Origin of the sequence: Urinicoccus massiliensis, from assembly GCF_900120405.1 — a bacterium.
In the GTDB taxonomy this organism is placed as follows: domain Bacteria; phylum Bacillota; class Clostridia; order Tissierellales; family Peptoniphilaceae; genus Urinicoccus; species Urinicoccus massiliensis.
This window is the reverse complement of sequence record NZ_LT635493.1, coordinates 1,135,902-1,159,900: the sequence shown is the minus strand read 5'-3', so window position 1 is coordinate 1,159,900 and position 23,999 is coordinate 1,135,902. Positions and strand designations below refer to the sequence as shown.

General features: G+C 45.4%; 23 protein-coding genes. 10 read left to right on the top strand and 13 right to left on the bottom strand.

Going from position 1 to position 23,999, the window contains the following annotated elements:
- Positions 1–8 precede the first annotated feature (8 nt).
- The 6 genes from BQ7400_RS10020 to BQ7400_RS09995 form a co-directional block, all read right to left on the bottom strand.
- Positions 9–866: an ATP-binding protein gene (locus tag BQ7400_RS10020; RefSeq protein ID WP_072470433.1), complete on the bottom strand. Its 858-nt coding sequence runs from the start codon at positions 864–866 to the stop codon at positions 9–11.
- A 14-nt stretch (positions 867–880) separates the two neighbouring features.
- On the bottom strand, positions 881–1,843 hold the full coding sequence (locus tag BQ7400_RS10015; protein WP_072470432.1) for a replication initiator protein A: 963 nt from the start codon (positions 1,841–1,843) through the stop codon (positions 881–883).
- A gap of 1,317 nt (positions 1,844–3,160) precedes the next feature.
- A complete protein-coding gene (locus tag BQ7400_RS10010) occupies positions 3,161–3,451 on the bottom strand; it encodes a CD1845 family protein (protein ID WP_049555307.1) in 291 nt (96 codons plus the stop codon).
- A gap of 43 nt (positions 3,452–3,494) precedes the next feature.
- On the bottom strand, positions 3,495–3,737 hold the full coding sequence (locus tag BQ7400_RS10005; RefSeq protein ID WP_072470431.1) for a P-loop NTPase family protein: 243 nt from the start codon (positions 3,735–3,737) through the stop codon (positions 3,495–3,497).
- Positions 3,734–5,026 (bottom strand): metal ABC transporter solute-binding protein, Zn/Mn family, encoded by a 1,293-nt coding sequence (locus tag BQ7400_RS10000; protein ID WP_245759438.1) that lies wholly within the window; start codon positions 5,024–5,026, stop codon positions 3,734–3,736. The genes BQ7400_RS10005 and BQ7400_RS10000 overlap by 4 nt, the downstream gene beginning before the upstream one ends.
- A 117-nt stretch (positions 5,027–5,143) precedes the next feature.
- Positions 5,144–5,809: a ZinT/AdcA family metal-binding protein gene (locus BQ7400_RS09995; protein WP_034438918.1), complete on the bottom strand. Its 666-nt coding sequence runs from the start codon at positions 5,807–5,809 to the stop codon at positions 5,144–5,146.
- A 490-nt stretch (positions 5,810–6,299) separates the two neighbouring features.
- On the opposite strand from BQ7400_RS09995, the gene BQ7400_RS09990 reads away from it, so the two are divergent.
- From BQ7400_RS09990 to BQ7400_RS09980, 3 genes are read left to right on the top strand one after another with little or no spacing between them, the layout of a single operon-like run.
- A complete protein-coding gene (locus BQ7400_RS09990) occupies positions 6,300–7,574 on the top strand; it encodes a peptidase dimerization domain-containing protein (protein WP_072470429.1) in 1,275 nt (424 codons plus the stop codon).
- Positions 7,564–8,364 (top strand): DUF3100 domain-containing protein, encoded by an 801-nt coding sequence (locus tag BQ7400_RS09985; protein ID WP_034438921.1) that lies wholly within the window; start codon positions 7,564–7,566, stop codon positions 8,362–8,364. Before BQ7400_RS09990 ends, BQ7400_RS09985 begins: the two co-directional genes overlap by 11 nt.
- On the top strand, positions 8,357–8,851 hold the full coding sequence (locus BQ7400_RS09980; protein WP_072470428.1) for a hypothetical protein: 495 nt from the start codon (positions 8,357–8,359) through the stop codon (positions 8,849–8,851). Before BQ7400_RS09985 ends, BQ7400_RS09980 begins: the two co-directional genes overlap by 8 nt.
- 66 nt (positions 8,852–8,917) lie before the next feature.
- On the opposite strand, the gene BQ7400_RS09975 is transcribed toward BQ7400_RS09980, so the two are convergent.
- Positions 8,918–10,843 carry an S-layer homology domain-containing protein gene (locus BQ7400_RS09975; RefSeq protein WP_072470427.1) on the bottom strand — a complete coding sequence of 642 codons (1,926 nt, stop codon included), beginning with the start codon at positions 10,841–10,843 and terminating at the stop codon, positions 8,918–8,920.
- 227 nt (positions 10,844–11,070) lie between these two features.
- On the opposite strand from BQ7400_RS09975, the gene ald reads away from it, so the two are divergent.
- From ald to hemL, 7 genes are all read left to right on the top strand, one after another.
- The gene (ald, locus tag BQ7400_RS09970; RefSeq protein WP_072470426.1) at positions 11,071–12,186 is read left to right on the top strand and encodes an alanine dehydrogenase; all 1,116 of its coding nucleotides are present in this window, start codon (positions 11,071–11,073) and stop codon (positions 12,184–12,186) included.
- A 217-nt stretch (positions 12,187–12,403) separates the two neighbouring features.
- A complete protein-coding gene (gene hemA, locus BQ7400_RS09965; protein ID WP_034440749.1) occupies positions 12,404–13,633 on the top strand; it encodes a glutamyl-tRNA reductase in 1,230 nt (409 codons plus the stop codon).
- Positions 13,630–14,298, top strand: coding sequence for a precorrin-2 dehydrogenase/sirohydrochlorin ferrochelatase family protein (locus BQ7400_RS09960; RefSeq protein WP_072470425.1), 669 nt, complete (start codon positions 13,630–13,632; stop codon positions 14,296–14,298). The genes hemA and BQ7400_RS09960 overlap by 4 nt, the downstream gene beginning before the upstream one ends.
- Positions 14,225–15,115, top strand: coding sequence for a hydroxymethylbilane synthase (gene hemC, locus BQ7400_RS09955; protein ID WP_072470424.1), 891 nt, complete (start codon positions 14,225–14,227; stop codon positions 15,113–15,115). Before BQ7400_RS09960 ends, hemC begins: the two co-directional genes overlap by 74 nt.
- Positions 15,108–16,592, top strand: a complete 1,485-nt coding sequence (gene cobA / locus BQ7400_RS09950; RefSeq protein WP_072470423.1) for a uroporphyrinogen-III C-methyltransferase — start codon at positions 15,108–15,110, stop codon at positions 16,590–16,592. Before hemC ends, cobA begins: the two co-directional genes overlap by 8 nt.
- Entirely contained in the window at positions 16,573–17,541 is a 969-nt protein-coding gene (hemB, locus tag BQ7400_RS09945; RefSeq protein ID WP_219306821.1) for a porphobilinogen synthase, read from the top strand. Before cobA ends, hemB begins: the two co-directional genes overlap by 20 nt.
- Positions 17,538–18,812, top strand: coding sequence for a glutamate-1-semialdehyde 2,1-aminomutase (gene hemL, locus BQ7400_RS09940; RefSeq protein WP_072470422.1), 1,275 nt, complete (start codon positions 17,538–17,540; stop codon positions 18,810–18,812). The genes hemB and hemL overlap by 4 nt, the downstream gene beginning before the upstream one ends.
- Positions 18,813–18,858: 46 nt before the next feature.
- On the opposite strand, the gene BQ7400_RS09935 is transcribed toward hemL, so the two are convergent.
- The 6 genes from BQ7400_RS09935 to BQ7400_RS09910 are packed head-to-tail and all read right to left on the bottom strand — an operon-like array spanning position 18,859 to position 23,999.
- On the bottom strand, positions 18,859–19,479 hold the full coding sequence (locus BQ7400_RS09935; protein WP_034440755.1) for a V-type ATP synthase subunit D: 621 nt from the start codon (positions 19,477–19,479) through the stop codon (positions 18,859–18,861).
- Entirely contained in the window at positions 19,472–20,860 is a 1,389-nt protein-coding gene (locus tag BQ7400_RS09930; protein ID WP_034440756.1) for a V-type ATP synthase subunit B, read from the bottom strand. The genes BQ7400_RS09935 and BQ7400_RS09930 overlap by 8 nt, the downstream gene beginning before the upstream one ends.
- 4 nt (positions 20,861–20,864) lie before the next feature.
- Positions 20,865–22,631 (bottom strand): V-type ATP synthase subunit A, encoded by a 1,767-nt coding sequence (locus BQ7400_RS09925; protein ID WP_072470421.1) that lies wholly within the window; start codon positions 22,629–22,631, stop codon positions 20,865–20,867.
- On the bottom strand, positions 22,628–23,254 hold the full coding sequence (locus tag BQ7400_RS09920) for a hypothetical protein (protein WP_072470420.1): 627 nt from the start codon (positions 23,252–23,254) through the stop codon (positions 22,628–22,630). The genes BQ7400_RS09925 and BQ7400_RS09920 overlap by 4 nt, the downstream gene beginning before the upstream one ends.
- Positions 23,251–23,574, bottom strand: coding sequence for a V-type ATP synthase subunit F (locus tag BQ7400_RS09915; protein WP_034440759.1), 324 nt, complete (start codon positions 23,572–23,574; stop codon positions 23,251–23,253). The genes BQ7400_RS09920 and BQ7400_RS09915 overlap by 4 nt, the downstream gene beginning before the upstream one ends.
- Positions 23,574–23,999, bottom strand: a complete 426-nt coding sequence (locus BQ7400_RS09910) for an ATP synthase subunit C (RefSeq protein ID WP_034440760.1) — start codon at positions 23,997–23,999, stop codon at positions 23,574–23,576. The genes BQ7400_RS09915 and BQ7400_RS09910 overlap by 1 nt, the downstream gene beginning before the upstream one ends.

The following is a 23,999-nucleotide window of genomic DNA, read 5'->3' as shown; positions in this document are numbered from 1 at the left end:
ACCTACTTTCATTCTTTTTTTAATATTTCATAGGCTAATTTTGATTTCTCCTTCATTTTTTCTATTCTTCTATTTTCTCCTGTAAATATAATGGGACTGCATATTTCAAGTATCCTTGAGTAAATTCTTTTATCTTTTATAGTTTCAGGATTAGTTAAAGCTGATATATTTAAGTTTGTTGTTATAATTAGAGGTTTCCCACTTCTATATCTACTATCTATTATGTTAAAGATATGCTCAGCTGCAAAATCTGTATCTCTTTCCATTCCAAAATCATCAATAATTAATAGTTTCTTATGATTTAGGTTATCTATATACTTACTCTTATCAATCTCAAAGTTAGTCATATCATTTAAAATTACAGAAAAATTTGTCATTTTGACTGATATTTCTTTTTCTAGTAAAGCATTTGCTATGGCACTTGCAAAGTAAGTTTTCCCACAACCAACATTTCCTGTAAGAATTAGACCTATATTGTTTTCATATATTTCATCAAATTTTTCAACATAGTTTTTTGCTACTTTTTCATGCTCACTGTCTTTGTCCATATTTTTAAAATTCCAATTTAATAGGATAGGATCAGAAAAACACTCTTTTTTTAAGTGTTCAATTTTCAAAAGCCTTTTATTTTCTTTTCTTTTTTCTTCCTCTAATTTTTGTCTTTCTTTTTTACATTGACATAAAATACCAACTTTTTTTATTTCTCCAAAGAAGTCTATTTCTTTTTCAATTGGTGTTTTACATTTTGCACAATATTTTAATCCTGTTTCTTGATCTATATAACTCCTATTTTCTTCATCTTTTGATGGACTATTTGTTTCTGCATTTTTTATTTTCTGTTCTAAGATTTCTTTTATTAATTCCATATGCGCCTCTCCTATCAAGTATTTAAAAATTCTCTCCAAATATCCTCATCGTTACTATAGTCATAGTTTTCTCTTTTCTGATCTTCTCTCTTTATGACTTCTATGTTTCTAATACTTTCATCTGCATTGTATAAGAGAGTCAGTAGATAGGCATTAATGTTTCTAATATCCTTTGGAGCATTTTCTCTTAGGTATTTCAAAACATAGTCTATGTGTTTATAGTTAAGACTTAGAAATTTTTCTTTAAAATTTTCATTGGATATATGCCTCCCTCCTATTTTAATGTTTGTAAAGCTAGTTAAGGCTTTTACAAGTACATTTATCATTACATCTACCTGCTTCTTTTCTACTATTCTTACTTTTTCAAAGGTTTCATAAGATATATTCTTTTTTATAGTTTCTTTTAATTCTTCCTCCTCCAAAGTCTTTTTTGATTTTTCTCCTAGCTTTTCTAAGGGGGATATGGGGGTGGTATTATTAAAATCAGTATTATTAGTTTCAGTATTATTAGAGTCCTCTTTTGAAACTTCTTGAGGTTTGTTTTCTAAACTTCCTGAAGTTTGTTTTTTAAACTTCTTAAGGTTTGCTTTTGAAACTTCTGTAGTTTTATTATTTTCTGTGTAAATAAAGTTCTTTACATAGAGTAAATTTGGCTTTCCAAGTCCTAACCTCTTTTTTTCTAATAATCCTATCTCTTCAATTTCTTTCATTACTTTGACCGACTTATTTCTCCCCCAATTTAATACTTCCATAATTTCTTCTATTGTATAGATGATGTATACCTTGTTTTCTTCATCTAACCATTTATTCTTAATTGACAAGCTCATTCTGTCGAGTAGAATTCCATAAAGAATTTTTGCTTCTACGGATAGTTTTTTTAAATTTAAGTCGGTAAATAAAGTTTTGGGAATCCTAAAAAATGAATATTGTTCTGCTTCATTGCCATAATAATATTCAAATTTAACTATTTCTTTCATCATAACCCCCTTTCTTTTCAATCGAGTAGGAGGTAAATGATTATTTCATCTACCGTCCTCTCACACCACCGTACGTACGGTTCCGTATACGGCGGTTCTAAAGTTTAATTCGAACTTAATTCAGTTCTCCTTTGGTATATCCTTTTGAAGTCAATTTTCCATGACTATGTCCAGCTACCTTATCTTCGCTTTCCGAGCTATTTTCTGGTAGTTTGGTTATTTTTTTCTACAATCTACGTCATAGGCTGTTTTCTTCATAAATTCATACCTCCTCTAGTTCCGTCCTTCCTAGAAAATTGTTTCCTAGTACTATGACTTCTGCTGACTTCTCATAGTTCGTTGTTACTACTAAGTCGCCTATGAGACCTCCTCGGGTAAGAACATATTCTTTCCTCTCATCTATCTGCCACATTTACATTTACGCATTCCGTGTAGTTATTGGACTTCAACTTGTATAGCAGCCTTATCCTACGTACCTGCCTGATGTGATTTCTGTTCGTCAGACCAAGAGTTTGCCTGGGGCTTCCTTCAGATTCCACCTCACGATGGACACCCTTGCCTTTGGCTATGTGTTTCCCACTACCGGGCACACTCAGGACTTGCACCTGTTAGAATATGCTCATGCCGAGCACAATCGAGTAGGAGGTAAATGATTATTTCATTTACCGACCTCTCACACCACCGTACATACGGATCCGTATACGGCGGTTCTAAAGTTTAATTCGAACTTAATTCAGTTCTCCTTTGGTATTTCCTTTCGAAGTCAATCTTTCCATGAATATGTCCAGCTACCTTATCTTCACTTTCCGAGTTATTTTCTGGTAGTTTGGTTATTATTTTTTTCTACAATTTACGTCATAGGTTGTTTCCTTCATAAATTCATACCTCCTTTAGTTCAGTCCTTCCTAGAAAATTGTTTCCTAGTACTATGACTTCTGCTGACTTCTCATAGTTCGTTGTTACTACTAGTCGTCTATGAGACCTCCTCGGGTAAGGGCATATTCTTTCCTCTCATCTATCTGCCACATTTACATTTACGCATTCCGTGTAGTTATTGGATTTTACTTTGTTAGGCAAGCTTATCCTACGTACCTGCCTGATGTGATTTCTGTTCGTCAGACCAAGAGTTTGCCTAGGGCTTCCTTCAGATTCCACCTCACGATGGACACCCTTGCCTTCAGCTATGCACTTCCCACTACCGGGCGTGCTAAGGACTTTCACCTGTTAGAATATGCTCATGCCGAGCACACCTATAAAAAGAGATAGCTTTGATTTTGCTATCTCTTTTTCATCGTTTTAATCTATTTATTTTTATATTTAAATTACTTTTATTCTTTCATTCACCCCTTCTATCACTTCTATAATAAAATATCCTAGCACTGGCAAGCCATAAGGACTAAAAAGATATGCTAGTATAATTGCCTCTATAGCAAGTGCTTTTTCTCCATGATAAACAGATCCTAAAAATCCCATAATAGCGATAAATGAAATCAGTTTGAAAAATATTGTGCTGAGTCCTAATACAAACGTTAAAAATAGAGTGATGATACTTAACGCTATACTAATAGGAAACAATATGATTTTGAAAAAAACTCTAAATATTATCATATTCTCTTCAATCCTTATTACTTATGTTTTCTTTTCTTTTTTGTTAATTTAATAAAAAAGATGACAGACTTAATCCTAAATCGTCTTGTTTAAAAGTTTTGTGGAAGCCTTTAAACTTTGATTTTAATGGATTTATTGTATCTGTCATCATTATATCACTGTCCCCGCTTCCGTTGCCCCCTAGGATCAAGGTCATTTCTCCGGTTTCCACCTGGAGTTGACAGTCTTTTAAAACATCTTCCTGCCCGTAGGCAAAGGTTAGGTCTTTTATTTCAACAGCCTTCACTGGCCACCTCCATCTTGTAAGGATTCGTATATATTTTTAATGTTCATTTCCATCAGGTCCAAATAACCCTGGTTATTTTTCTTTTGGTCTGCTGTGACAAATTCCATAGAAGCCAGGGGAACCACCTTGCCGCCAATTTCTTCGGCCAGGGCCTGGGCCTCCTTGGGGGGCTTGCCATATTCGTAAAAGACCGTGTCAATCTTCCGGTCCCGGGCAAAGTCTACTGCCTTACGGATGGTCTTCAAGGACGGCGATTCTAGACTTGTCAGGCCTTGGAGGGGGTATTGGATCAGGTTGAAGTCCCGGGCAATATAGGCATAGGCATAGTGGACTACTAAAAATTCCCGCCGGTTTAGGGCCTTGAACTTTTCATTGTATTGGGCATCAATGTCTGTCAACTTGTCCACGCACTTGAGCTTGTTTTTCTTGTAGAGCCGGGCATTTTCCGGATACTTTTCCACCAGCTTTTCCTGGATGGCATTAAAGTATTTTTTGCCATTGACTACAGACAGCCAGGAGTGGGGGTCGTAGTTGATCTTATCCATACCTGAAGAAGACCCCTCCATAAGGTCTTTTTGCTTGCCCTTGTCCTTTAAAAGCTCTCCATCAGAATCTTGGAGATAGTAGGGCAAGAGGTCTTCTGAAATCCGGTCACTGATAAAAATCCACTTCCCTTCCTGGGGCACCTTATAATAGATTTGTCCGGATTCGTGGCCCATTTCAAGGCCGTAGACCTTTCCTTCTTCCACGTCAATGGTGGAATTTTGGGGCACCAATTTTCCCTTGGCCTCCATATATTTTTTCCCTTTTTTCACCAGGTCTTCCAGTTTTGACCCGTCTTGCCTGAAAAAGCAAACCCGCATGACATTTTCATGGGTGTGGCCAAACTCGATTTCATGGCGTTTATTGTCCAGCTTTAATTCCGTCATATATTGGAAGTCGCCAATGGCTGCGGCTCCCTTGTAGGAAATCAAGTCCACACTGTCGGACAATTTTAAGATGTCCAGGTTGGGCAAGTTTTCCTTGACCTGGTCCAGCCAGGGCTCCATGTTGGCCCCATTGACTACCAAGAGGTCGGCCTTGGCCAATCTTTTCATGTCCTTGGGAGAGGGTTCCCAAAGGTGGGGTTCCTTGTCCACAGGCATGAAAGATTCTACATCTGCCGTCTCCCCGGCAATCAGCTTGGTCATGTCTTGGATGGGGAAAAAGGACGTATAAATTAAAGGCTTGTCACTTTTTTTCTCTCCGCCCCCGCAGGCCGTCAGACAAACCAGGGCCAAAAGGGCCAAAAGATATCTTCCTTTTTTTCGCAAAAGGTCCTCCTTTCTTGACACAAGAAAGGACAGGTTGCCCTGTCCCACTTGTTTTCATCTTTATCTCTTTTTTTGAAGGTATTTTAGAATAAATTATTCTGCAATTTCTCCAATAATTTGATCATTGGTAGAAGATGGTTTTACAAAAGTTGGGAACCAACCTTCTTTAGCCAATAATTCGTCTTTGTCATCACCATAGCGCATGTGGAAATGGGTTAGAGCTTCTTCACCATGGACAGGCATCATTAATAAATACTTGTAAGGAGCATCTCCTTCTGCTTCAAAAATATCCCATTCCAAGGTTGCGTTTCCGTGGGGAACTTCTTTTGATTCAATAAACTTGTAAGTTCCTTCACCCTTTACTTCGCCCTTGTCTGCAGGGAAAGTAGATAGGTAGGTAATCTTGTCGCCTTCGATTTTTAAGCCGTCAAAGTCACATTGTCTCTTGGCAAGGTAGTCTGCTTTAGCCTTGGCCACATCAACATTTTCCTTTTTAGCTAATTCTTCGTAAGCAGATTGAACTTCAGGGCGTTCTAGGTAGCCACCCATGTTGTTCCATTCGCCTTCCCAATCAGCCAGGGAGACCTTGTCGTCTTTTGCTGCTTCTGCGTCTGCTTTTTCCTTGTTGTTTTCAGCATTGGCACTGGCATTGTTTGCCGGAGCAGCATTGTTGCCTGCATTGTCTTTAGGTCCGCAAGCAAATAAAAGCATGGAGCAAGATAAAGCCCCGATTACTAAAAGTAATTTTGTTTTTTTCATTTTGTCCTCCTGTTTTTGATCTTGTGGCGGCCTGGTCTAGCCCCGGAAAACTATGAAGAGGGGTTTTTTTCTTAACAAACCATTCCCAAGCTACAATCTTGCAGCACTTGGAGCTTCCAGGCCCTGCCACTCAATCATTCGTTTTACATGTTCATCTTATCACGACAAGAAAGTGATGTCAACAATCATTTTTATTATCTGTCCTGGTTCATATGTCCGTGCTCTCATATTATTTACCTCTTTGACGACTTCTTAAAAAGCCTGTATTTACCTATTCTTCTTGGATTTTTCAAAAAATATTTTCTTTTTATCCCAAGGATTTTTTAAAACCCATTTAAAAGCTATTCTTATTTAAAAAAATATTTTCTTTTTATTAGCCTATTTTCTTGTTAAAACTTTTTTCTTTTTTGAAAAAGCTTTTTTTCTTTTCCCTTGCAGTCTTTTCTCTAAATGGATAGTATAGAACTATCATATCTAAAATGGAGGTCCTATGAAAAAATCTGATCTTGAAGAAATTAAAAAAATCACTCTTGATATTTTCAACCATCCTGAGTTGGGCTATGAAGAGTGGAAGACCAAGGGGCTGGTCTTGGACTATATGAAAAAATATTGTCCCGACATCAGCTACCAGGAATTTGCCCGGACAGGCCTGAAATTTTCCCTTCCGGGAAGTCAGGACAAGGCTCTAAAAATGTGCTTTGTGGCTGAATTGGATGCCCTCTATCTCCCGGGCTATGCCCATGGGGACCCCGAAACAGGCGCCGCCCATGTTTGTGGCCACTACACCCAAACAGGAATTGCCCTGGCCCTTTTCAAACGGCTGATCCAAGACCAAGTCTATAAAAAGCTGGACTATGCCATCGACTTCGTCTTTGTCCCGGCAGAAGAATATGTAGACCTGGACCACAGAAAAGACTTGCGGGACGGGGGAGAAATTTTTTATTTCGGCGGCAAGCCCGAGGGGATGCGGTTGGGAATTTTTGACGACTATGACTTTGGGATTTGCACCCACACCATGGGTGGTTCCTATCCCAAGGACTCTGTGGAATTTTTATGCGACCTGGCCGGCTTCCTCTACAAGTACTACCACTTTGAAGGCCAAGCCGCCCATTGCGGTTTTGCCCCCTGGGACGGAATCAACGCCCTGTCCATGGCCACCAGCTTCCAAACCAACCTGGGCCTGGCCCGCCAGCAATTTAATGAAAGCAAGATGGTCCGGGTCAACCCCGTTATCTTAGAAGCTAGCCAGGGGATCAACACCATTCCCGACTCCATCACCCTGGGAACAGACATCCGGTCCAATGACCTGGACTACCTAACTCTTTTGTCCAAGCAATTAGACCGTCTGGCCCAAGGCTCAGCCTATGCCTTTGGCGGCAAGTTGACCATTGAAACAGAAACAGGCTACCTGCCCTTTGTCCAAGACAAGTACCTATCTCAACTTTGCCTGGACTTTACCCGGGACCAGTACAGTCAATTTGACTGCTACACCAACCGGCCCGTTGCCGCTTCTGGAGACATTGGCGACTTGTCCTACCTCTTCCCCTGCCTGCAAATTGGTTACAGCGGATTTTGCGGTCGCCCCCACGGCCTGGACTTCAACCATGTTGACCTGGACTTTGTCCTGGACCGTTTCCCCAGCTACCTCTTTGACCTCTTCTTCCACCTGTCGGGAAAAATCGACCCCAAAAAACTCTACCGCCGCAGCTACCAAGACTACAAGTCTGCCCTTAGTGAATTAGGAGGCACCATTCATGAAGATTAAAGACCTATCCATCCTTATCTTATTTGTTTTAGTCGTTATCACCATTGCCGAATTTATCGGCTTCCAATCCTTTACCATCGCCGGCCTGACCTTTAACTTCCTCCCCTTGGTCTTTGCCCTGGTCATTACCATGGGCCTGGGAATTAAAGCCTTCCGTCATGGTCTAATTCAAAAAATTTATTCCGAATCCAACATCCACTTTTCTTCCAGCTACATGATCATCATCATGCTCCCCCTCCTGGCCAGGTATGGGGCAGATGTGGCTCCCAAGTTGCATGAAATCCTAAGTATCGGTTGGGTCTTCCTTTTGCAAGAACTGGGCAACCTGGGAACCGTCCTCATCGGACTACCCATTGCCATCCTGCTGGGCCTGCGGCAAGAAGCCATCGGATCCACCCTGGGGATTGGGCGGGAAGGCGAGTTGGCCTATATTTCTGAAAAATATACTCTGGATTCACCCCAAGGACGAGGCGTCCTATCTCAATACATTTTCGGCACCCTCTTTGGCGCCATGTTCTATAGCATTGTGGCCCCCATCTTTTTAAACCTGGGCTTTTCCATTGAAAGTTTGTCCATGGCCTCAGGGGTCGGGTCAGCATCCATGATGGCTGCCGCCTCTTCCTCCCTGACAGCTACCATGCCCGACTATGCTGACACCATTTCAGCCTACGCCTCAGCCTCCCAACTTTTAACCAGCTTTTTAGGCACCTTTACCATGCTCTTTTTAGCTGTTCCCCTCCAAAGACGACTCTATAAACTCCTAACCAGAAAGGACCCCGACCATGAATAAAATCACTTCCATCAAAGAAATTTTAAGAGACATCCCCATCCTCTTTTTAAGCGTTGGTCTGATCCTCTTTACCCAGTGGATCAAGGGAATCAAAAACCCAGACGCCCTGCCCATTACCGGCAACACCCTTATTGGCCTCTTACTCCTGGTCCTCTTTGCCAGCCTGGCCCTGTGTTTGAAATTTGCCTTGAACCACCTCCACATCCAATTTTTAGACAACTTCCCCGTCCTGGGTTGGGTGTCTGTCCTAAGCTTGATCCTCTGCCTTGTTTTTCCCAAGGCCATTGACTACATCAATGCAGTGGACTTCCTTTCCATCACCACCCCCATCCTGGCCTTTGCCGGAATTTCCGTAGCCAACCGCCTGGGAGATATCAAGTCTATTTCATGGAAAATCGCCATTGTTGGTGTCTTTGTCTTTTTGGGAACCTACCTGGGATCTGCCCTGGTTTCCCAAATTGCCCTCCAAATTGCCGGAAAAATTTAAAGGCCTTTTGGCCATAAAAAAATCGGACTTTGAAAGTCCGATTCTTTTTTTATGGTGTTTATTTTCTTATTTTAATTCACGAGCTTGTTGGGAATACCAGTAGTCTCTAGAAGATGTATCATAAGGTCTGTATTTGAAGGTCTTTCCAACTGGATTTCCACTAGCATCGACAAAAGTTTCAATTTCATAGACTTGGTTGGGAATTAAGGAATTACTCCCTATGGTCCCTGCCAAGCGGAAGGTCATAGTTTGACTGTAGGTGTAGTATGGGTCCAGGCGTGCTGCTCTGTATTCCACCAAATCATTACTAATTTGAGTTGCACTTTGAATCCGCACTTGCCCACTAAAGAAGTTGCTCACTCCTGTAATTTCAGTGATTTCATCCACGTAACCGTCTTTTACATTGATACGGACATACTTATCCCTTAATTTTGCTAGGTCTGTCAGGCTCAAGCTGGATGAAACAAAGCTATTGTCCTTGCGTAGTTTTACTGTGTCTTTAATACGGTATTCAGACCTCTTTCCATCGCTGGTGTCTAAAAGAAGGCTGGAGGCGTTGCTATAGGCTGAATAAGTGATGTCATAAATTCTTCCCATGTGTTCGCCACTTTGGCCCATGGAAACCTTGTTGATGAGCTTATAGTAGACATTGTAACGAACCCTGTCCCCAATTCTTGGCAGGCTGAAGTAAGTGTCAGTTACATAGTAGGTTTCTTTTTCCCCATTGTTGAGTTTTAGGGTAATTTCCTTGCTGACAGATACCTTCTTGGAATCTTCTACTTTTTCAACAATCCCTTCAAGGTAGCCGCTGGGAGAATAGATCTTTACTTCTTTTAATTCTCCATTGATGGATTTTAATTCTACAATGTCGTTGACTTGGACCTTGTTTAAGTCGTAGTTTAAGCCGTAAGAAGTGACTTTTACATTTCTCGGTAGGGTAAAGTATTTTTGTCCTTGAGCAATCAGTTGGCCCCTTACCAGGTCAAGATTGTCTGTGCGGTCTGTATAGTCCAGGGTAATCTTGTCTCGGTCCAAACGGATAAAGCGTCCATAGATAGAGCTTTCTGTCTTCTTTAAGTCTACCTTGCTGGCCAGACGACCAGTTTGTTGGAGGCTGTTGTCCACTTCCTTGTAGGTAACCTTGACTTCTTGACCTTCTTTCAGGTCTTCTGCCTTGGCGGACTTGCCGTTTAGGGTAAAGCTGGTGGATTCATTGTAGTTGACGGCTAATTTTTCACTGCCTTTTTCCACAACAAATTGCTTGTTGCCGATACCGGAGCTTACCAGGGTGACCTTTCCTTCAAAGGTCTTTTCTTGGCTTGCTTTTTCATTGTACTTGTAGGCATCGTGGGTGATCCGGGCCATTTCATCCCGGCGGATTCCCCGGTTTCCTTCAAATTTACCGCTGGCTCCATAGGCATCAAAGACACCGGCATCTACTAGGGCAGATAGGTAGCCTTTCACATCTTGGTTCACAGAGGCCAGGTCAGATTGTTTCAAGTTGGATGTGTCTGTTTTTTTCTTTAATTTCAAAGCGCGAGCATAGTAAACGGCTACGCTGGACCGGTCGGGAATGGCTGTTGGATTGTAGGATACCATGCCATTTTTCTTGGCTTGGTTTAGGGTTTCTACATCCAATACTCCCCGGTAAAGGGCCACGCAAATGGATTGTTGGGCCCAGGTTGGCACGTTCATTTGACGAACAACTTCTCCGTATTGGGCTTTGGCATTGGCAGTTTCTGAAGAGGAAAGGTTGATAACTCCTTCCAGTAAACGCATGACTTCTAAGAATTGAACTTCTTTAGCCGGCTTGTAGGTGTGGTCTGAATAACCAGCAATCACTCCCCGGTTGCTCATGGCATCAATATAGGAATAGGCCCAGTGGTTGGCTGGAACATCTTTAAATTGAGCCGCTTGGATAAAGGTTGACGGTGCTAAAACAGCTGCCGACAAGGCTAGGGCTAAGCTTCTCTTAACAAATTTTGTTTTCATTATAAATTTCCCCTCCTTAAAGGTTCTTTTGTTATGTCTATTATACCATAGGATTTTTTGAAAAATATTACATTTTAATATCATTGTCTAAGGAAAGCCCCCTATCTTTAGCCCATTTTCTCTAAAGTTTTCCCCCGGTGGATTGTTTACAAGGGACTTAAAAAGTGATAAAATGAGTCTATTCATTTTATTTCAGTAAATTGTTAAAGAAAAAGGAGAGTGAGTCTATGATTATTGGTGTACCCAAGGAAATTAAAGAACAAGAAAGTCGTGTGGCCTGTACCCCGGCGGCTGTCTACCAATTGGTCCAAGCCGGCAATACTGTTTATGTAGAAAAGGGCGCCGGCCTTGAATCCGGTTTTTCCGACGATACCTATGAAGATGCCGGAGCCAAGATCTTGGACCAAGCCAAGGATGTTTGGGAAAAATCCGACTTCATCTACAAGGTCAAGGAACCCCTGGCCTCGGAATACAAATATTTCCGTGAAGGGCTGATCCTCTACACCTACCTCCACCTGGCTGCCAACCCCTCCCTGGCCAAGGCCTTAACCGACAGTAAGATGGTGGCCTTTGCCTTTGAAACGGTGGAAGAAGACCACAAGCTCCCCCTCTTAAAACCCATGAGTGAAGTGGCCGGTCGGATGGCCGTCCAAGAAGGGGCCCACTTTTTAACCAAGCCCAACGGCGGCAAGGGCATTGTCCTCCAAGGGGTGCCGGGAGTTCAACCGGCCCATGTTATTGTCGTTGGTGGCGGAACTGTAGGAACAGCTGCCACCCGGATTGCCGTGGGAATGGGCGCCCGGGTCACTGTTTTGGATGTCAACATTGACCGCCTAGGAGAACTTTTCAACATCTTTGGCGACAAGATTGAAACCCTCTTCTCCAACCACTACAATATTGAAAAGTGCGTCAAACACGCCGATATGGTTATTTCCACCATCCTGATTCCTGGTCGTAAGGCCCCCAAGCTCATTACCGAAGACATGGTCAAGAGTATGGAAGCAGGATCGGTCATTGTGGATGTGGCCATTGACCAAGGTGGGTCCACCGAATTGACAGAAAACCACCCCACCACCCACCATGACCCCGTCTTTGTTAAGCACGGCGTCATCCACTATGCCGTAGCCAACATCCCCGGCGCTGTGGCCATGACCTCCACCGCTGCCCTGTCCAACTCCACCACCAAATACGCCCTGATCCTGGCCAAGAAGGGCTGGAAGGAAGCCGTGAAAGAATCCGAAGGCCTCCACAAGGGCCTCAACACCGCTGCCGGCTATGTAACCAACAAGGGCGTAGCCGATGACCTGGCCTTGGACTATAAAGATGTAGACGATTTAATTTAAATCTTAAAGCACCCTCCGGGGTGCTTTTTTATGGAAATTTTTCCTTTTTATTTTCTAAAATTTTCCCCTGGCCCAGCAAGTAATTTTATCCTCCTCTTCCAAAAAATATAAATCTAAATCATTTTCATTTGATTCCCTCATTCCCTTTAATTCTCCCCCTGTTTGAGATATAATAAAAAAAGAATAAACGAGGGAAATTTGAAGGAGATTTTATAGAATGAAATTTTGTGTCGTTGGGATCAACCACCATGTTGCTCCTATTGAAATCCGGGAAAAAGTCCACTTTAAGGAAACGGATATTATTGAGGTTACGGATGCCTTGTTGGATGAATCCATCCTGGAATTGGTCATCCTGTCCACCTGCAACCGGTCGGAAATTTACTTTTTGTCCAACCAACCGGACCAGGATGTCAAAAGGGTTGCAGACTATCTAAGAGACTACTTCCAGCTGGATTTACAGGACAAGGACCTCATTGCCAAGGTGGGAGACCAGGCCCTCCACCACTTATTTTATGTGGCCATTGGCCTGGACTCCATGATTATTGGTGAGGACCAAATCCTGGGTCAAGTCGTCGACGCCCATACTACGGCCATGGACTTAAACAGTTCCCAAAAGATTTTAAACAAGATCTTCCGGGAGGCCATTACCTTTGCCAAGAGGGTCAAGACGGAATCCACCGTCTCTGACCGGCCGGTGTCCATTGCCTATATCGGGGTGAAAAAGATGGAAGAACTTTTCGACCTCTCCCTGTCCCGGTGTATGATCATCGGCCTGGGAGAAATGGGATCTCTAGCCCTGGGCTACCTTATTGAAAGGGGAGCCGAGGTGGTGGCTTGCAACCGGACCTATGAAAATTCCATTAAGATGCAGCAAAAATACCATGAGTTGGAAATCCTCCCCTTTGAGGACCGGCTCAAGGGTCTGGTGGATGTGGACATTCTCATTTCTGCCACTTCCAGCCCTCACACCATTATCAACTCCCGGGACCTCTTGCGGCGGACCAAGCCCCTGGCCATTATGGACCTGTCCCTGCCTCGGGATGTGGACCCGGCTGTGGCTAGTCTGGAGGATGTCACCCTCTATGACATTGACTCCCTCCAAGAAATTGGCCAACACAACCTGGAGGAAAACAAGCGGATCCTGGATGGCTACAAGCCAGAAATCGACCAGGTCATCCAAGAACTCAAGCACTGGATTTCTGAATCCAAGGTGGACCCCATTATGAAGTCTTTAAACCAACGTTGCGATGAAATTGCCGATGACACCCTCCGCTATATCTTCCGCAAAACCGACCTGACCCACAATGAGCAGCTCAAGGTGGAAAAAATTGTCCGGTCTGCCTTGAAAAAGGTGGTTCGAGAACCCCTCTTGTCTGTCCGGCAGATGGACGAAAGCGACCGCAAAGAAATTACCATATCCGTATTAAAGGAGGTTTTTGGAGCATGAAATACTATCCTATTTCCATTAATTCCACTGATAAAAAAGTCTTGGTCCTGGGTGGCGGACAAATTGCCAGCCGCAAGATCAAGTCCCTCTTAAGGGGGAAATTTGAAATCTATGTCCTGGCTGAGGATTTTGACCAAGACCTGGTGGACCTGGTGCGGCTCTACCCCCACCGGCTCCATTTAAAGGGCCAGGTCCTGAGAAAGGACTTTGTCTTTATGGGCTACGACCTCTTGGTTATTGCCACTGGCGACCCGGACTTGAACCAGGCCATGGAAGACTATGCCAAGACCAAAAAAATCCTCTATGTCCGCTGTGACAAGAGGGGGGATTCTTCCTTTATTATGGAAAAAATCCTCCAAAGGGGCCCCATCCATGGAAGTCTTTCATCTGACGGCCTCAGCCCCACTCTAACCATGCTCATTGGCCAAGAAGTCCAAGATTTTTTGGAAGACTATGACCTGGAAAAATTGGACCTTTTAACCCAGGTCCGGGACAAGCTCATGGACTTGGACCCCCAAGACCGGAGTCAAATTGTAAAGGACTTGTTTAAACAAGATAAGGACGCTGTGAAAAAGTATTTGGAGGAAAAGAATGAAAATCAGACTAGGGACCCGGAAGAGCAACCTGGCAGTGGTTCAGACCCAGCTAGTGGCCAAGATGCTTAAGGACCGCTACCCCGATTTAACTATAGAAATTGTCAAAATCTCCACCAAGGGAGATGAAATTTTACACAAGGCCATTAAGGATGTGGGCAGCAAGGGGGTCTTTGTCAAGGAAATTGAACAAGCCCTCCTGGATGGAAAAATTGACCTGGCCGTCCACTCCATGAAGGACATGCCTGGGGAAGTGACTCCCGGACTTTGCTTTGTAGACCCCCCAAGAGGGGAGGACCCCCGGGACGTTTTAATTACCAGGGACAACAAGCCTCTGAAAAAAGACGGTGCCTATAAAATCGGCACCGGGAGCCTCCGTCGGGCCCTACAATTAAAAAGGCTCTACCCCAACTGCCAAACTCTTCCCATCCGGGGAAATATTGAAACCCGTATGGGGAAAATCCAAAGCGAAAATTTAGACGGAGTGGTTTTGGCCTATGCCGGCCTCATCCGGGCAGGCTACCAGGACCGGGTCCAACACATTTTTTCAGAAGATGAGTTGATTCCCGCCCCCTGCCAGGGGATCCTGGCCCTGCAAGTCCGGGAGGACGACAGGGAAATCCAAGACCTCTTGAAGCCCCTGGCCCATGAAAAAACCACCCTCCGCTATCAAATGCAAAGGGCCTTCCAAAAGACCCTCAACGGTGGTTGCCAAAGCCCCATGGGAATTTCCAGCCGGATTGACGACCAAAGGGTCTACCTAAGGGCCTGCTTCGGCAATGAAGACGGCAGCGTCTTTTGCCAAAAAGACCTGGAAGGTCCCCTGGAAGATGGAGTCCAACTGGCCCAAGACTTGGCCCAAGCCCTAAAGGAGGAAGTTTATGACTAAAGGAAAAGTATATATTACCGGCGCCGGCATCGGCCCCAGCGATCTCATTACCCAAAGGGCCATCAAGGTCTTGGAAGACTGTGACGTCGTCATCTACGACCGGCTTTTAAACCCCGACCTCATTGCCCCCTACCTGGATAAAAAAGAAGTCTACTATGCCGGCAAGGCCGCCAACAACCACTACCTGACCCAGGACCAGACCAATGCCCTGATGGTGGAAAAGGCCCTGGAGGGAAAAAAAGTCCTCCGGCTCAAGGGGGGCGACCCCTATGTCTTTGGTCGTGGCGGCGAAGAAGCCCTTTACTGCAAGGACCACGGCATCGAATTTGAAGTCATTCCCGGCGTTACATCGGGGATTGTCTCCCTTATGTATGCAGGAATTCCCGCCACCCACCGGGGCAAGTCCACCTCGGTTTCCTTTATTACCGGCCACCGGGAAAAGGGCGACCCAGGAGACTTCCACTCCTATGCAAAATTAGAAGGCACCCTGGTCTTTTACATGGGCCTTAACAACCTCCCCTTGATTACAGGGGAACTTTTAGAAGCCGGCATGGACCCCAAGAGACCCTGTGCCGTCATCATGCACGGGGGCTATCCCGACCAAAAGGTCTTGACCTCCACTGTGGAAAACATCTGCCAAGATATCCAAGGCAAGGGCTTCGGCTCTCCCAGCCTCATTGTCATTGGCGAGGTGGTGGACCTGAGAAAGGACTTGAACTTTTACGAATCCCGTCCCCTTTTTGGCAAGCGGATTGTCATTACCCGGGCTAGAAGCCAAGCCTCCAGCCTGGCCCAAGCCTTAAGAGACCTGGGAGCCCAAGTTATGGAAGCCCCCTGTATCCAACTCCAGGCTGTCCACAAAAAGACCCTGGAAAAACGGATCCTGGCCCAAGACTTTACCCATGTCATCTTCCATTCTGTCAATGCCCTGGAAATTTTCATGGATAGCTATTTGTCCGTAAGAGACTTAAGAGACCTGGCCCCGGTTAAGCTCTGTGTCATTGGCGAAAAAACAGAAAAAGCCCTGAGGTCCTATGGCCTCAAGGCCGACCTGGTGCCCAAGGACTATGTAGGCGAAGCCCTGGTTCAAGCCTTAAAAGAAGACCCCAGCCCGGACAAGAAACTCTTTATTCCTCATTCCAACAAGTCCCGGCCAGAACTCATGGACCAATACAAGGACCTGGGTCAAGTAGACGACCTGGTCATCTATCGAAACATCAAGCCTGAAAAAATGGAAGACCTTTCAGGCCCCATCGACTATGTTTTATTTACCTCTTCCTCCACCGTGGACAACTTTGTTGACCACTATGGAAAAGAACTTTTAGAAGACGCAAAAATTGTCAGCATTGGACCCATTACCAGCCAGGCCATCCAGGCCCATGGTTTGGAAATTGCAGGATGCTCGGAAAAAGCCACCATCCCCTCTATGGTCCAATGGATAAAGGAGGATGCAGACCATGCGCATGCGAAGAATTAGAAACAACCCCTTGATGCGGAAGATGGTGGAAGAAACCAGTCTTTCCCCCAAGGACTTTATCTACCCCCTCTTCCTAGTTGAAGGAGAGGGCATCAAGAAAGAAATCCCCTCCCTACCGGGAGTCTACCATTTTTCCCTGGACCAACTGGACCAAGAAATTAAAGAAATTGAAGACCTGGGCATCTCCGGAGTCATCCTCTTTGGCATCCCCAACCACAAGGACGCCCACGGGTCTCAAGCCTATGCTGAAGACGGCATCATCCAAAGAGGGGTCCGGAAGATCAAGTCCCTCCACCCCAACCTTTTAGTAGTAACCGACGTCTGTATGTGTGAATACACAGACCATGGCCACTGTGGCATCCTGGATGAAAATGGCCAAGTCCTTAATGACACCACCACCAAGTACATTGCAAAAATTGCCCTGTCCCATGCCCAAGCCGGAGCCGACATTGTGGCTCCCTCCGACATGATGGACTTTCGGGTCCGGGAAATTCGCCAGCTCTTGGATATGAACGGCTACGAAAACACCCCCATTATGGCCTACAGTGCAAAATTTGCCTCTAGCTACTATGGTCCCTTCCGGGAAGCCGCCCACTCCGCCCCCTCTTTTGGGGACCGCAAGTCCTACCAAATGGACTTCCACAATGGCCAAGAAGCCTTGAAAGAAGTGGCCCTGGACCTGGACGAAGATGCCGATTTTATCATCATCAAACCCGCCCTGGCCTACCTGGATGTGGTGAAGGAAGTCAAGGAAAACTTCAACACCATCCTGGTGGTCTACAATGTCAGTGGAGAATATTCCATGTTGAAAAATGCCATTGCCCAAGGCTTGGTGGATGAATCCATTATCTACGAAACCATGATTGCCATGAAACGGGCTGGAGCCCAAATCATCATCAGCTACCATGCCAAGGAAGTGGCCAAAAAATTAAAGGAGGCCCAAGAATGACCCTTTTTGACCGCGCAAAAAAAGTCATTCCCGGAGGAGTCAACTCTCCAGTCCGGGCCTTTGGCTCTGTCCATATGGACCCCATCTTTTTTAACAAGGCCAAGGGATGTCATCTCTATTCTACAGATGGCAAGGAATACATCGACTATATCTGCTCCTGGGGCCCCATGATCCTGGGCCATGGCCGGGAGGACCTGGTTAAAAAAGCCCAAGGCTACCTGGATGAAGTCCTAACCCTGGGACTACCTTCCGATGTGGAAGTCACCATGGCCGAGACCTTTACCCGGGCCACCAAAACCGACATGGTCCGGATGGTTAACTCCGGCACCGAAGCCACCATGTCGGCCATCCGTTTGGCCCGGGGCTACACTGGCCGCAACAAGATTATCAAGTTTGAGGGTTGCTACCACGGCCATTCCGACGGCCTCTTGGTAAAAAGTGGGTCCGGAACCCTGACCTACTATGCCCCCACCTCTCTTGGCGTTCCCCAAGGCACCATCCAAGATACCATCGTCTGTCGCTACAACGACCTGGCCGATGTCCGGGAAAAATTTGACCAATTCAAGGACCAAATTGCCTGTATCATCATCGAACCCATTGCCGGCAACATGGGGGTTGTGGTTCCTGACAAAGAATTTCTACAAGGCTTGAGAAGGCTTTGCGACGACAACAAGGCCCTTTTTATTTTTGACGAAGTCATTACCGGTTTTCGGACCCGTTACGGGTCTGTTGGCGACTATTTTGACGTCAAGGCCGACCTCTATACCTATGGAAAAATCATCGGTGGTGGCCTTCCCGTAGGAGCCTTTGCTGGGTCCAGAGAAATTATGGAAAAACTCTCTCCCCTGGGAGGGGTCTACCAGGCAGGAACCCTGTCCGGCAACCCCCTGGCCATGAAAATTGGCCTGGACACCCTAAAAGTCCTGGAAGCCCATCCGGAAATTTATGAAAAATTAGACCGCTTTGCCTATGAATTGGACCAAGGCTTTAGCAAAAACCTTTCTGACCTGGGCATTCCTGGCAAGGTTACCCGTTTCCACTCCATGCTGAGCCTCTTCTTTGGAGAATTTGACCAAATCAAGTCCTTTGACGACGTCCAAAAGGCCGACACCGACCTCTATGCCAAGTACTTCCAAGGCATGGTCAAGGAAGGTTTTATCATGGCTCCGGCCCAATTTGAAGCCATCTTCCTTAGCGACGCCCATACAGAAGACATCATTGAAAAAACCATCCAGGCCAACCGCCGGGTCTTGGAAAAAATTTGTAAATAAGAGCCAAACAAAGAAAACCCTTAAGCCGTCAAGCTTAAGGGTTCTTTTATTTGTCTTCTCTTTTTTTCTTTACTTTTTTCAAACGAAAGAAGTCTTCTCTTTCCTTTTCTGCCAAGACGTCTTCAATCATCTTAATATTTTCCGTAAATTTGGGAATTTGGATCTTGTCCAAGGCATTGGCCCTTTTGGCCGTCTGCTTGATTTCCTGGGCAATCCGGAAAACGCTGGTTTCAATTTCTGCCAGCTGGTAGATATAGTAGAGAAGTTGGTTAAAATCCAAGGAAGCCTGGTCAAAGGCGGCTGTGGATTGGTGGAAGGAATACTCCGTCTTTAGGGGACGTTTCTTGTAGTTGATCTTGGGCACTTCCACCCCCATAACGGACCTGGATTGGAGGTCAAAGCCTGGTTCCAGGGCCATGGATTGGGAGAGGCCTTCTACATTTTCAGACCCCATGACAATGGTGGCGTCAATCAAGGACCCATAGGATTGTTCAATCATCTTATGGATTTCCCCTTGGAGGTCCTTGGCCACCCCATTTAACCGCATCATTTCTTGGATCAAAACGGTTCTTTTCTTATCTAAAAGTTCATATCCCTTTTGGGCAAAGGCCACCTGGTCTTTTAGGTTTAAGAGATTGGCCTTGGTGGGAATTACACGGTTACTCATCTTTCTTCCCCAAGAATTCTTCTTTTAATTCAGGAGAAATCCGGTCCAGGCTGGTTTCCGGTAGGAGTCTTAAAAGTTCCCAACCCAAGTCCAGGGTTGTTTCAATATCCCGGTTGCTTTCGCTACCTTGGTTGATAAACTTGTCTTCAAAGGCTTGGCCGAACTTCAAGACCATTTGGTCTTCCGGAGACAGGTCGTCGGCTCCAATAATTTGCGCCAAGGCCCGCACTTCTTGCACCCGGGAATAGGAAGCAAACAATTGGGAGGACAGGCTGTCGTGGTCCTTTCTGGTGTAGCCTTCCCCGATGCCGTCCTTCATTAGCCGGGACAGGGAGGGTAGGACCTGGATGGGTGGATAAAGACCTTGGCCTGCCAAGTCTCGAGAAAGTACAATTTGCCCCTCGGTAATGTAACCCGTTAAGTCGGCAATGGGGTGGGTGATGTCGTCATTGGGCATGGTCAGGATGGGAATCAAGGTTACCGATCCATCAATGCCTTGGATCATCCCGGCCCGTTCATAGAGCATGGCCAAGTCAGAATAGAGATGGCCCGGGTAGCCCTTTCTGGAGGGAACTTCTTCCCGAGAAGAGGAAACTTCCCGCAAGGCTTCGGCATAGGATGTGATGTCGGTCATGATGACCAAGACGTGTTTCTTTTCTTCATAGGCCAAGTATTCTGCCGCTGTCAGGGCACACTTGGGCACAATCAACCGTTCCATAATGGGGTCATCGGCGTAGTTGATATACATAACGACCTTTTCAGAAACCCCAGAATTTTTAAAGGCATTTTGGAAGTAGTCGGCTTCGTCGTGTTTAACGCCGATGGCCGCAAAGACAATAGCAAAGGAGTCTTCCCCTGCATCTCCGGTGATCTTTGCTTGGCGAACAATTTGGGCTGCCAGTTCATTATGGGGCAGGCCGGACCCGGAAAAGATAGGGAGCTTTTGTCCCCGAATCAGGGTCATTAGGGCGTCAATGGAGGAAATCCCCGTTTGGATAAAGTTCCGGGGGTATTGGCGAGAAACTGGGTTCATGGGCCGTCCATTGACATTTAAAAATTTATTGGAATAGATGGGACCCCCTTCATCAATGGGCTCTCCAATTCCGTTGAAAACCCGGCCGAGAATTTCCTTGGATACAGGAATCTCAAAGGGCTTACCTAAAAAGGTTACACTCCGGTTTCTGGTCGAAGCCCCCAGGTTGTCTCCAAATACTTGAAGGACACAGGAATCTCCATCAATTTTTGTCACTTGACCCACTTGTTTTTTGCCCGTGTCTAGGGATTTAATTTCAACAATTTCCCCAAAGCCTACGTGGTGCAAACGGTCAAGTTCAATCATGGAACCTTCCACATGTTTTAAACGCACATATTCTTTTTTCAATGTCTCATCCCCTATTATCTTTTATCAAATCTTCGTAAAAATTGTCAATTTCATTGCTTAAATGGACAAAGGCTTCTTCATCGTCATTTTCAATGTTGTATTTCATGTTGATAATTTTTCCAAAGAGGTCTTCATTCTTAATTTGCCGGATGGGAATTTTTTGGCTCAAGGCCTTCTTCCCGGCTTCATACAAGTGGTCAATGGTTTTTAACATATTGTATTGCTTTTCCAAGGGCACAAAGGTGTCGATCTTGTTAAAGGCATTTTGTTGCAAAAAGCCCACCTTTAAAACCCGGGCAATGGCCAAAAGTAACCTTTGGTCATCTGGCAAGACTTCTTCCCCAACCAAGAGGACAATTTCGTTTAACTTGGCTTCTTGATGGAGGATGTCCATGCACTTGTTCCGTAGACCCACTAAATCCCCATCCAGGGCCAATTCATAGTAGTTTTTCAAATCGGCAATGTATTGGGAATAAGAGGTCATCCATTGGATGGCGGGATAGTGTCTTGCATAGGCCAGGTTCTTGTCCAGGGCCAAGAAGACATTGACAAAGCGCTTGGTGTTTTCTGTAACAGGTTCGGAAAAGTCTCCACCAGCCGGGGATACAGCCCCAATCAGGGTAACAGACCCGTCCTTACCGGAAAAAGTTTCTGCCGACCCGGCCCGTTCATAAAAGCCCGCAACCCGAGAGGGTAGGTAGGCTGGATAGCCTTCTTCCGCTGGCATTTCTTCCAAACGACCAGAAATTTCCCTTAGGGCTTCGGCCCAACGAGAGGTGGAATCCGCCATCAGGGCCACGTCATATCCTTGGTCCCGGAAGTATTCTGCCATGGTAACTCCAGTATAGATGGAGGCTTCCCGGGCAGCTACCGGCATGTTGGATGTGTTGGCAATTAAGATGGTCCGGTTCATAAGAGATTGCTTGGTATAGGGGTCCACCAGGTTTGGAAAGTCTTCCAATACCTCGGTCATTTCGTTACCCCGTTCCCCGCAACCAATATAGATGATCAAGTCAGCGTCACAATATTTTGCAATTTGGTGTTGGGTCATGGTCTTGCCCGTTCCGAAACCACCGGGAACGGCACAAGTTCCCCCCTTGGCAATGGGGAAAAAGGTATCCAAAACCCTTTGCCCTGTCAAGAGGATTTCCCGGGTGGCCTTCCTGTGCTTTACAGGACGGGGAACCCGGACTGGCCATTCTTGGGCCATCTTCACTTCGTGGATCTTGTCATTTTCGTCCTTGACTCTTAAGAGGACCTCTTCAATATTGTAGGACCCCTCTTCCACCATTTCTTCAATGGTTCCGGAAACCCCCATGGGAATCAGGAGCCGGTGGGTCATGGAGTCCGTTTCAGGAACCGTTCCGAAGATTTGTCCCTCTTGGACAAAGTCTCCCTTTTTCACCGTAAAAGTCACAGGCCAGAGCTTTTCTTGGTCCAGAGAAATCAGACCAATTCCTTCCGGCATAAAGTTGCCGTGCTTGTCTTGGATGCTCTTTAGGGGACGTTGGATCCCGTCAAAGATGTTGGACACCATACCAGGGCCCAACTTAACACTCAAGGGCGCCCCAGTGGATTGGATTTCTTCATCCCTCTTGAGGCCTTCTGTTTCTTCATAGACCTGGATGGTCCCCAGGTCCCCATCTATGGAAATGACTTCGCCGATTAACTTCTTTTCCCCGACAACCACCATTTCCCTTACTTGGAAATCCTTCATACCAGTTGCTTTGACAACAGGACCGTCCACAATTTTTACATATGCTGTTTTCAATCCATACCACCTTCAACTTTCAACTGATTATGCAGCATCTTTCCTAATTCATAATTCAAACTGTCAATTTTTGCTTGAAAGCTGGCATTGATAAAGAAGCTTTCTTCCTTGTCCGATACCATAAAGCCCCCCAGGGCCTTTTTTTCCAAGGAGACAAAGTCCAAGTGGACCCCTTCTTCCTCGGCGATCTTATTAAAGGCGCCTTCCAAGCGGTCTCGGTCTTGGTCCATAAGGTGGACCGTAATCCTTTCCTCATTGACATCAGCCAAGATCCCCTTGAAGATATCCCCTTCCCTTTGGACATAGGCTTCACTTTCCCGAAAGGCCTTTAATTTTTCCTTCAAGCTGGCAATAAAGTCTTGAAAAAGAGCTTGTTCCTTCTTTAAAACCTCAATCCGGGTTTCTTCCTTGGTGTTCATGACTTGGTCATAGCCCTGTTCCTTGGCCAATTGGATCCTTCTGGCAATTAAGTCCTTTTCCTTTTGGTCCATTTCCCGGGTCTTATCTGCCAAGGCTTGGTCCAACCGGGCCTTTTCTGCCTCTATTTTTTCCTTGGACTCTTTTTCTTTTTTTAAATACACCATCTCATTAAAGATGGCGATTTTCTTTTCAAGATAAATCATTCCTTTGCATCATCCTTCATTCCAATACCGATGGATTCTTGAATGTACTTTAAGATAAAATCTTGGTCCATATGACCGTCGATTTCCGGAATTGTGACAATTAGAGGAGATGCCCTGTGCATCTTCACGTCAATGACTTCCTCCTCCAGGGCGTAAAAACCCCGGGTGGTTAAAATAATTAAGCCCACCTTGTCATTGGCCAGGGCCCGGTGGAATTCGTCCCTTAAGGACTCCTCATTTCCACACAAGACCCCTTCAATTCCCGCCATTCGCAAACCAGTTAAAATATCTCGATTATCCGTTAAGGCCAAAGAGCGCATTATAGGGATCCTAAAATCATAATAGAAATAATCAGACCGTAAATGGCAATCCCTTCAGCAAGTCCCAGGTAAATCATGGACTTACCAAGAATGTCCGGATCTTCACTGACAGCCCCAATGGCTGCAGAACCTACATTAGATACGGCAACACCAGCACCCAAAGCAGCAAGACCGGTGGATAGGCCGGCAGCCAAATAACCCAGGCCTTGGCCACTGCCGGAAGCAGTTTCACTGGCAGCTTGAGTGATTTCTGGTACTAGGGTCACAAGACCAAAGACGAAAACCGGTACAAAGATAAATAAATTTAACTTAATGACTGAACGAACAAACTTCTTGGACTTTTCTGTCCTGTTGTAGGCAAGAAAACCTGCCCCGGCAAAAAGTGCAACGACTGTTAAAGATAAAAACAAAATAATTTTCCCCAT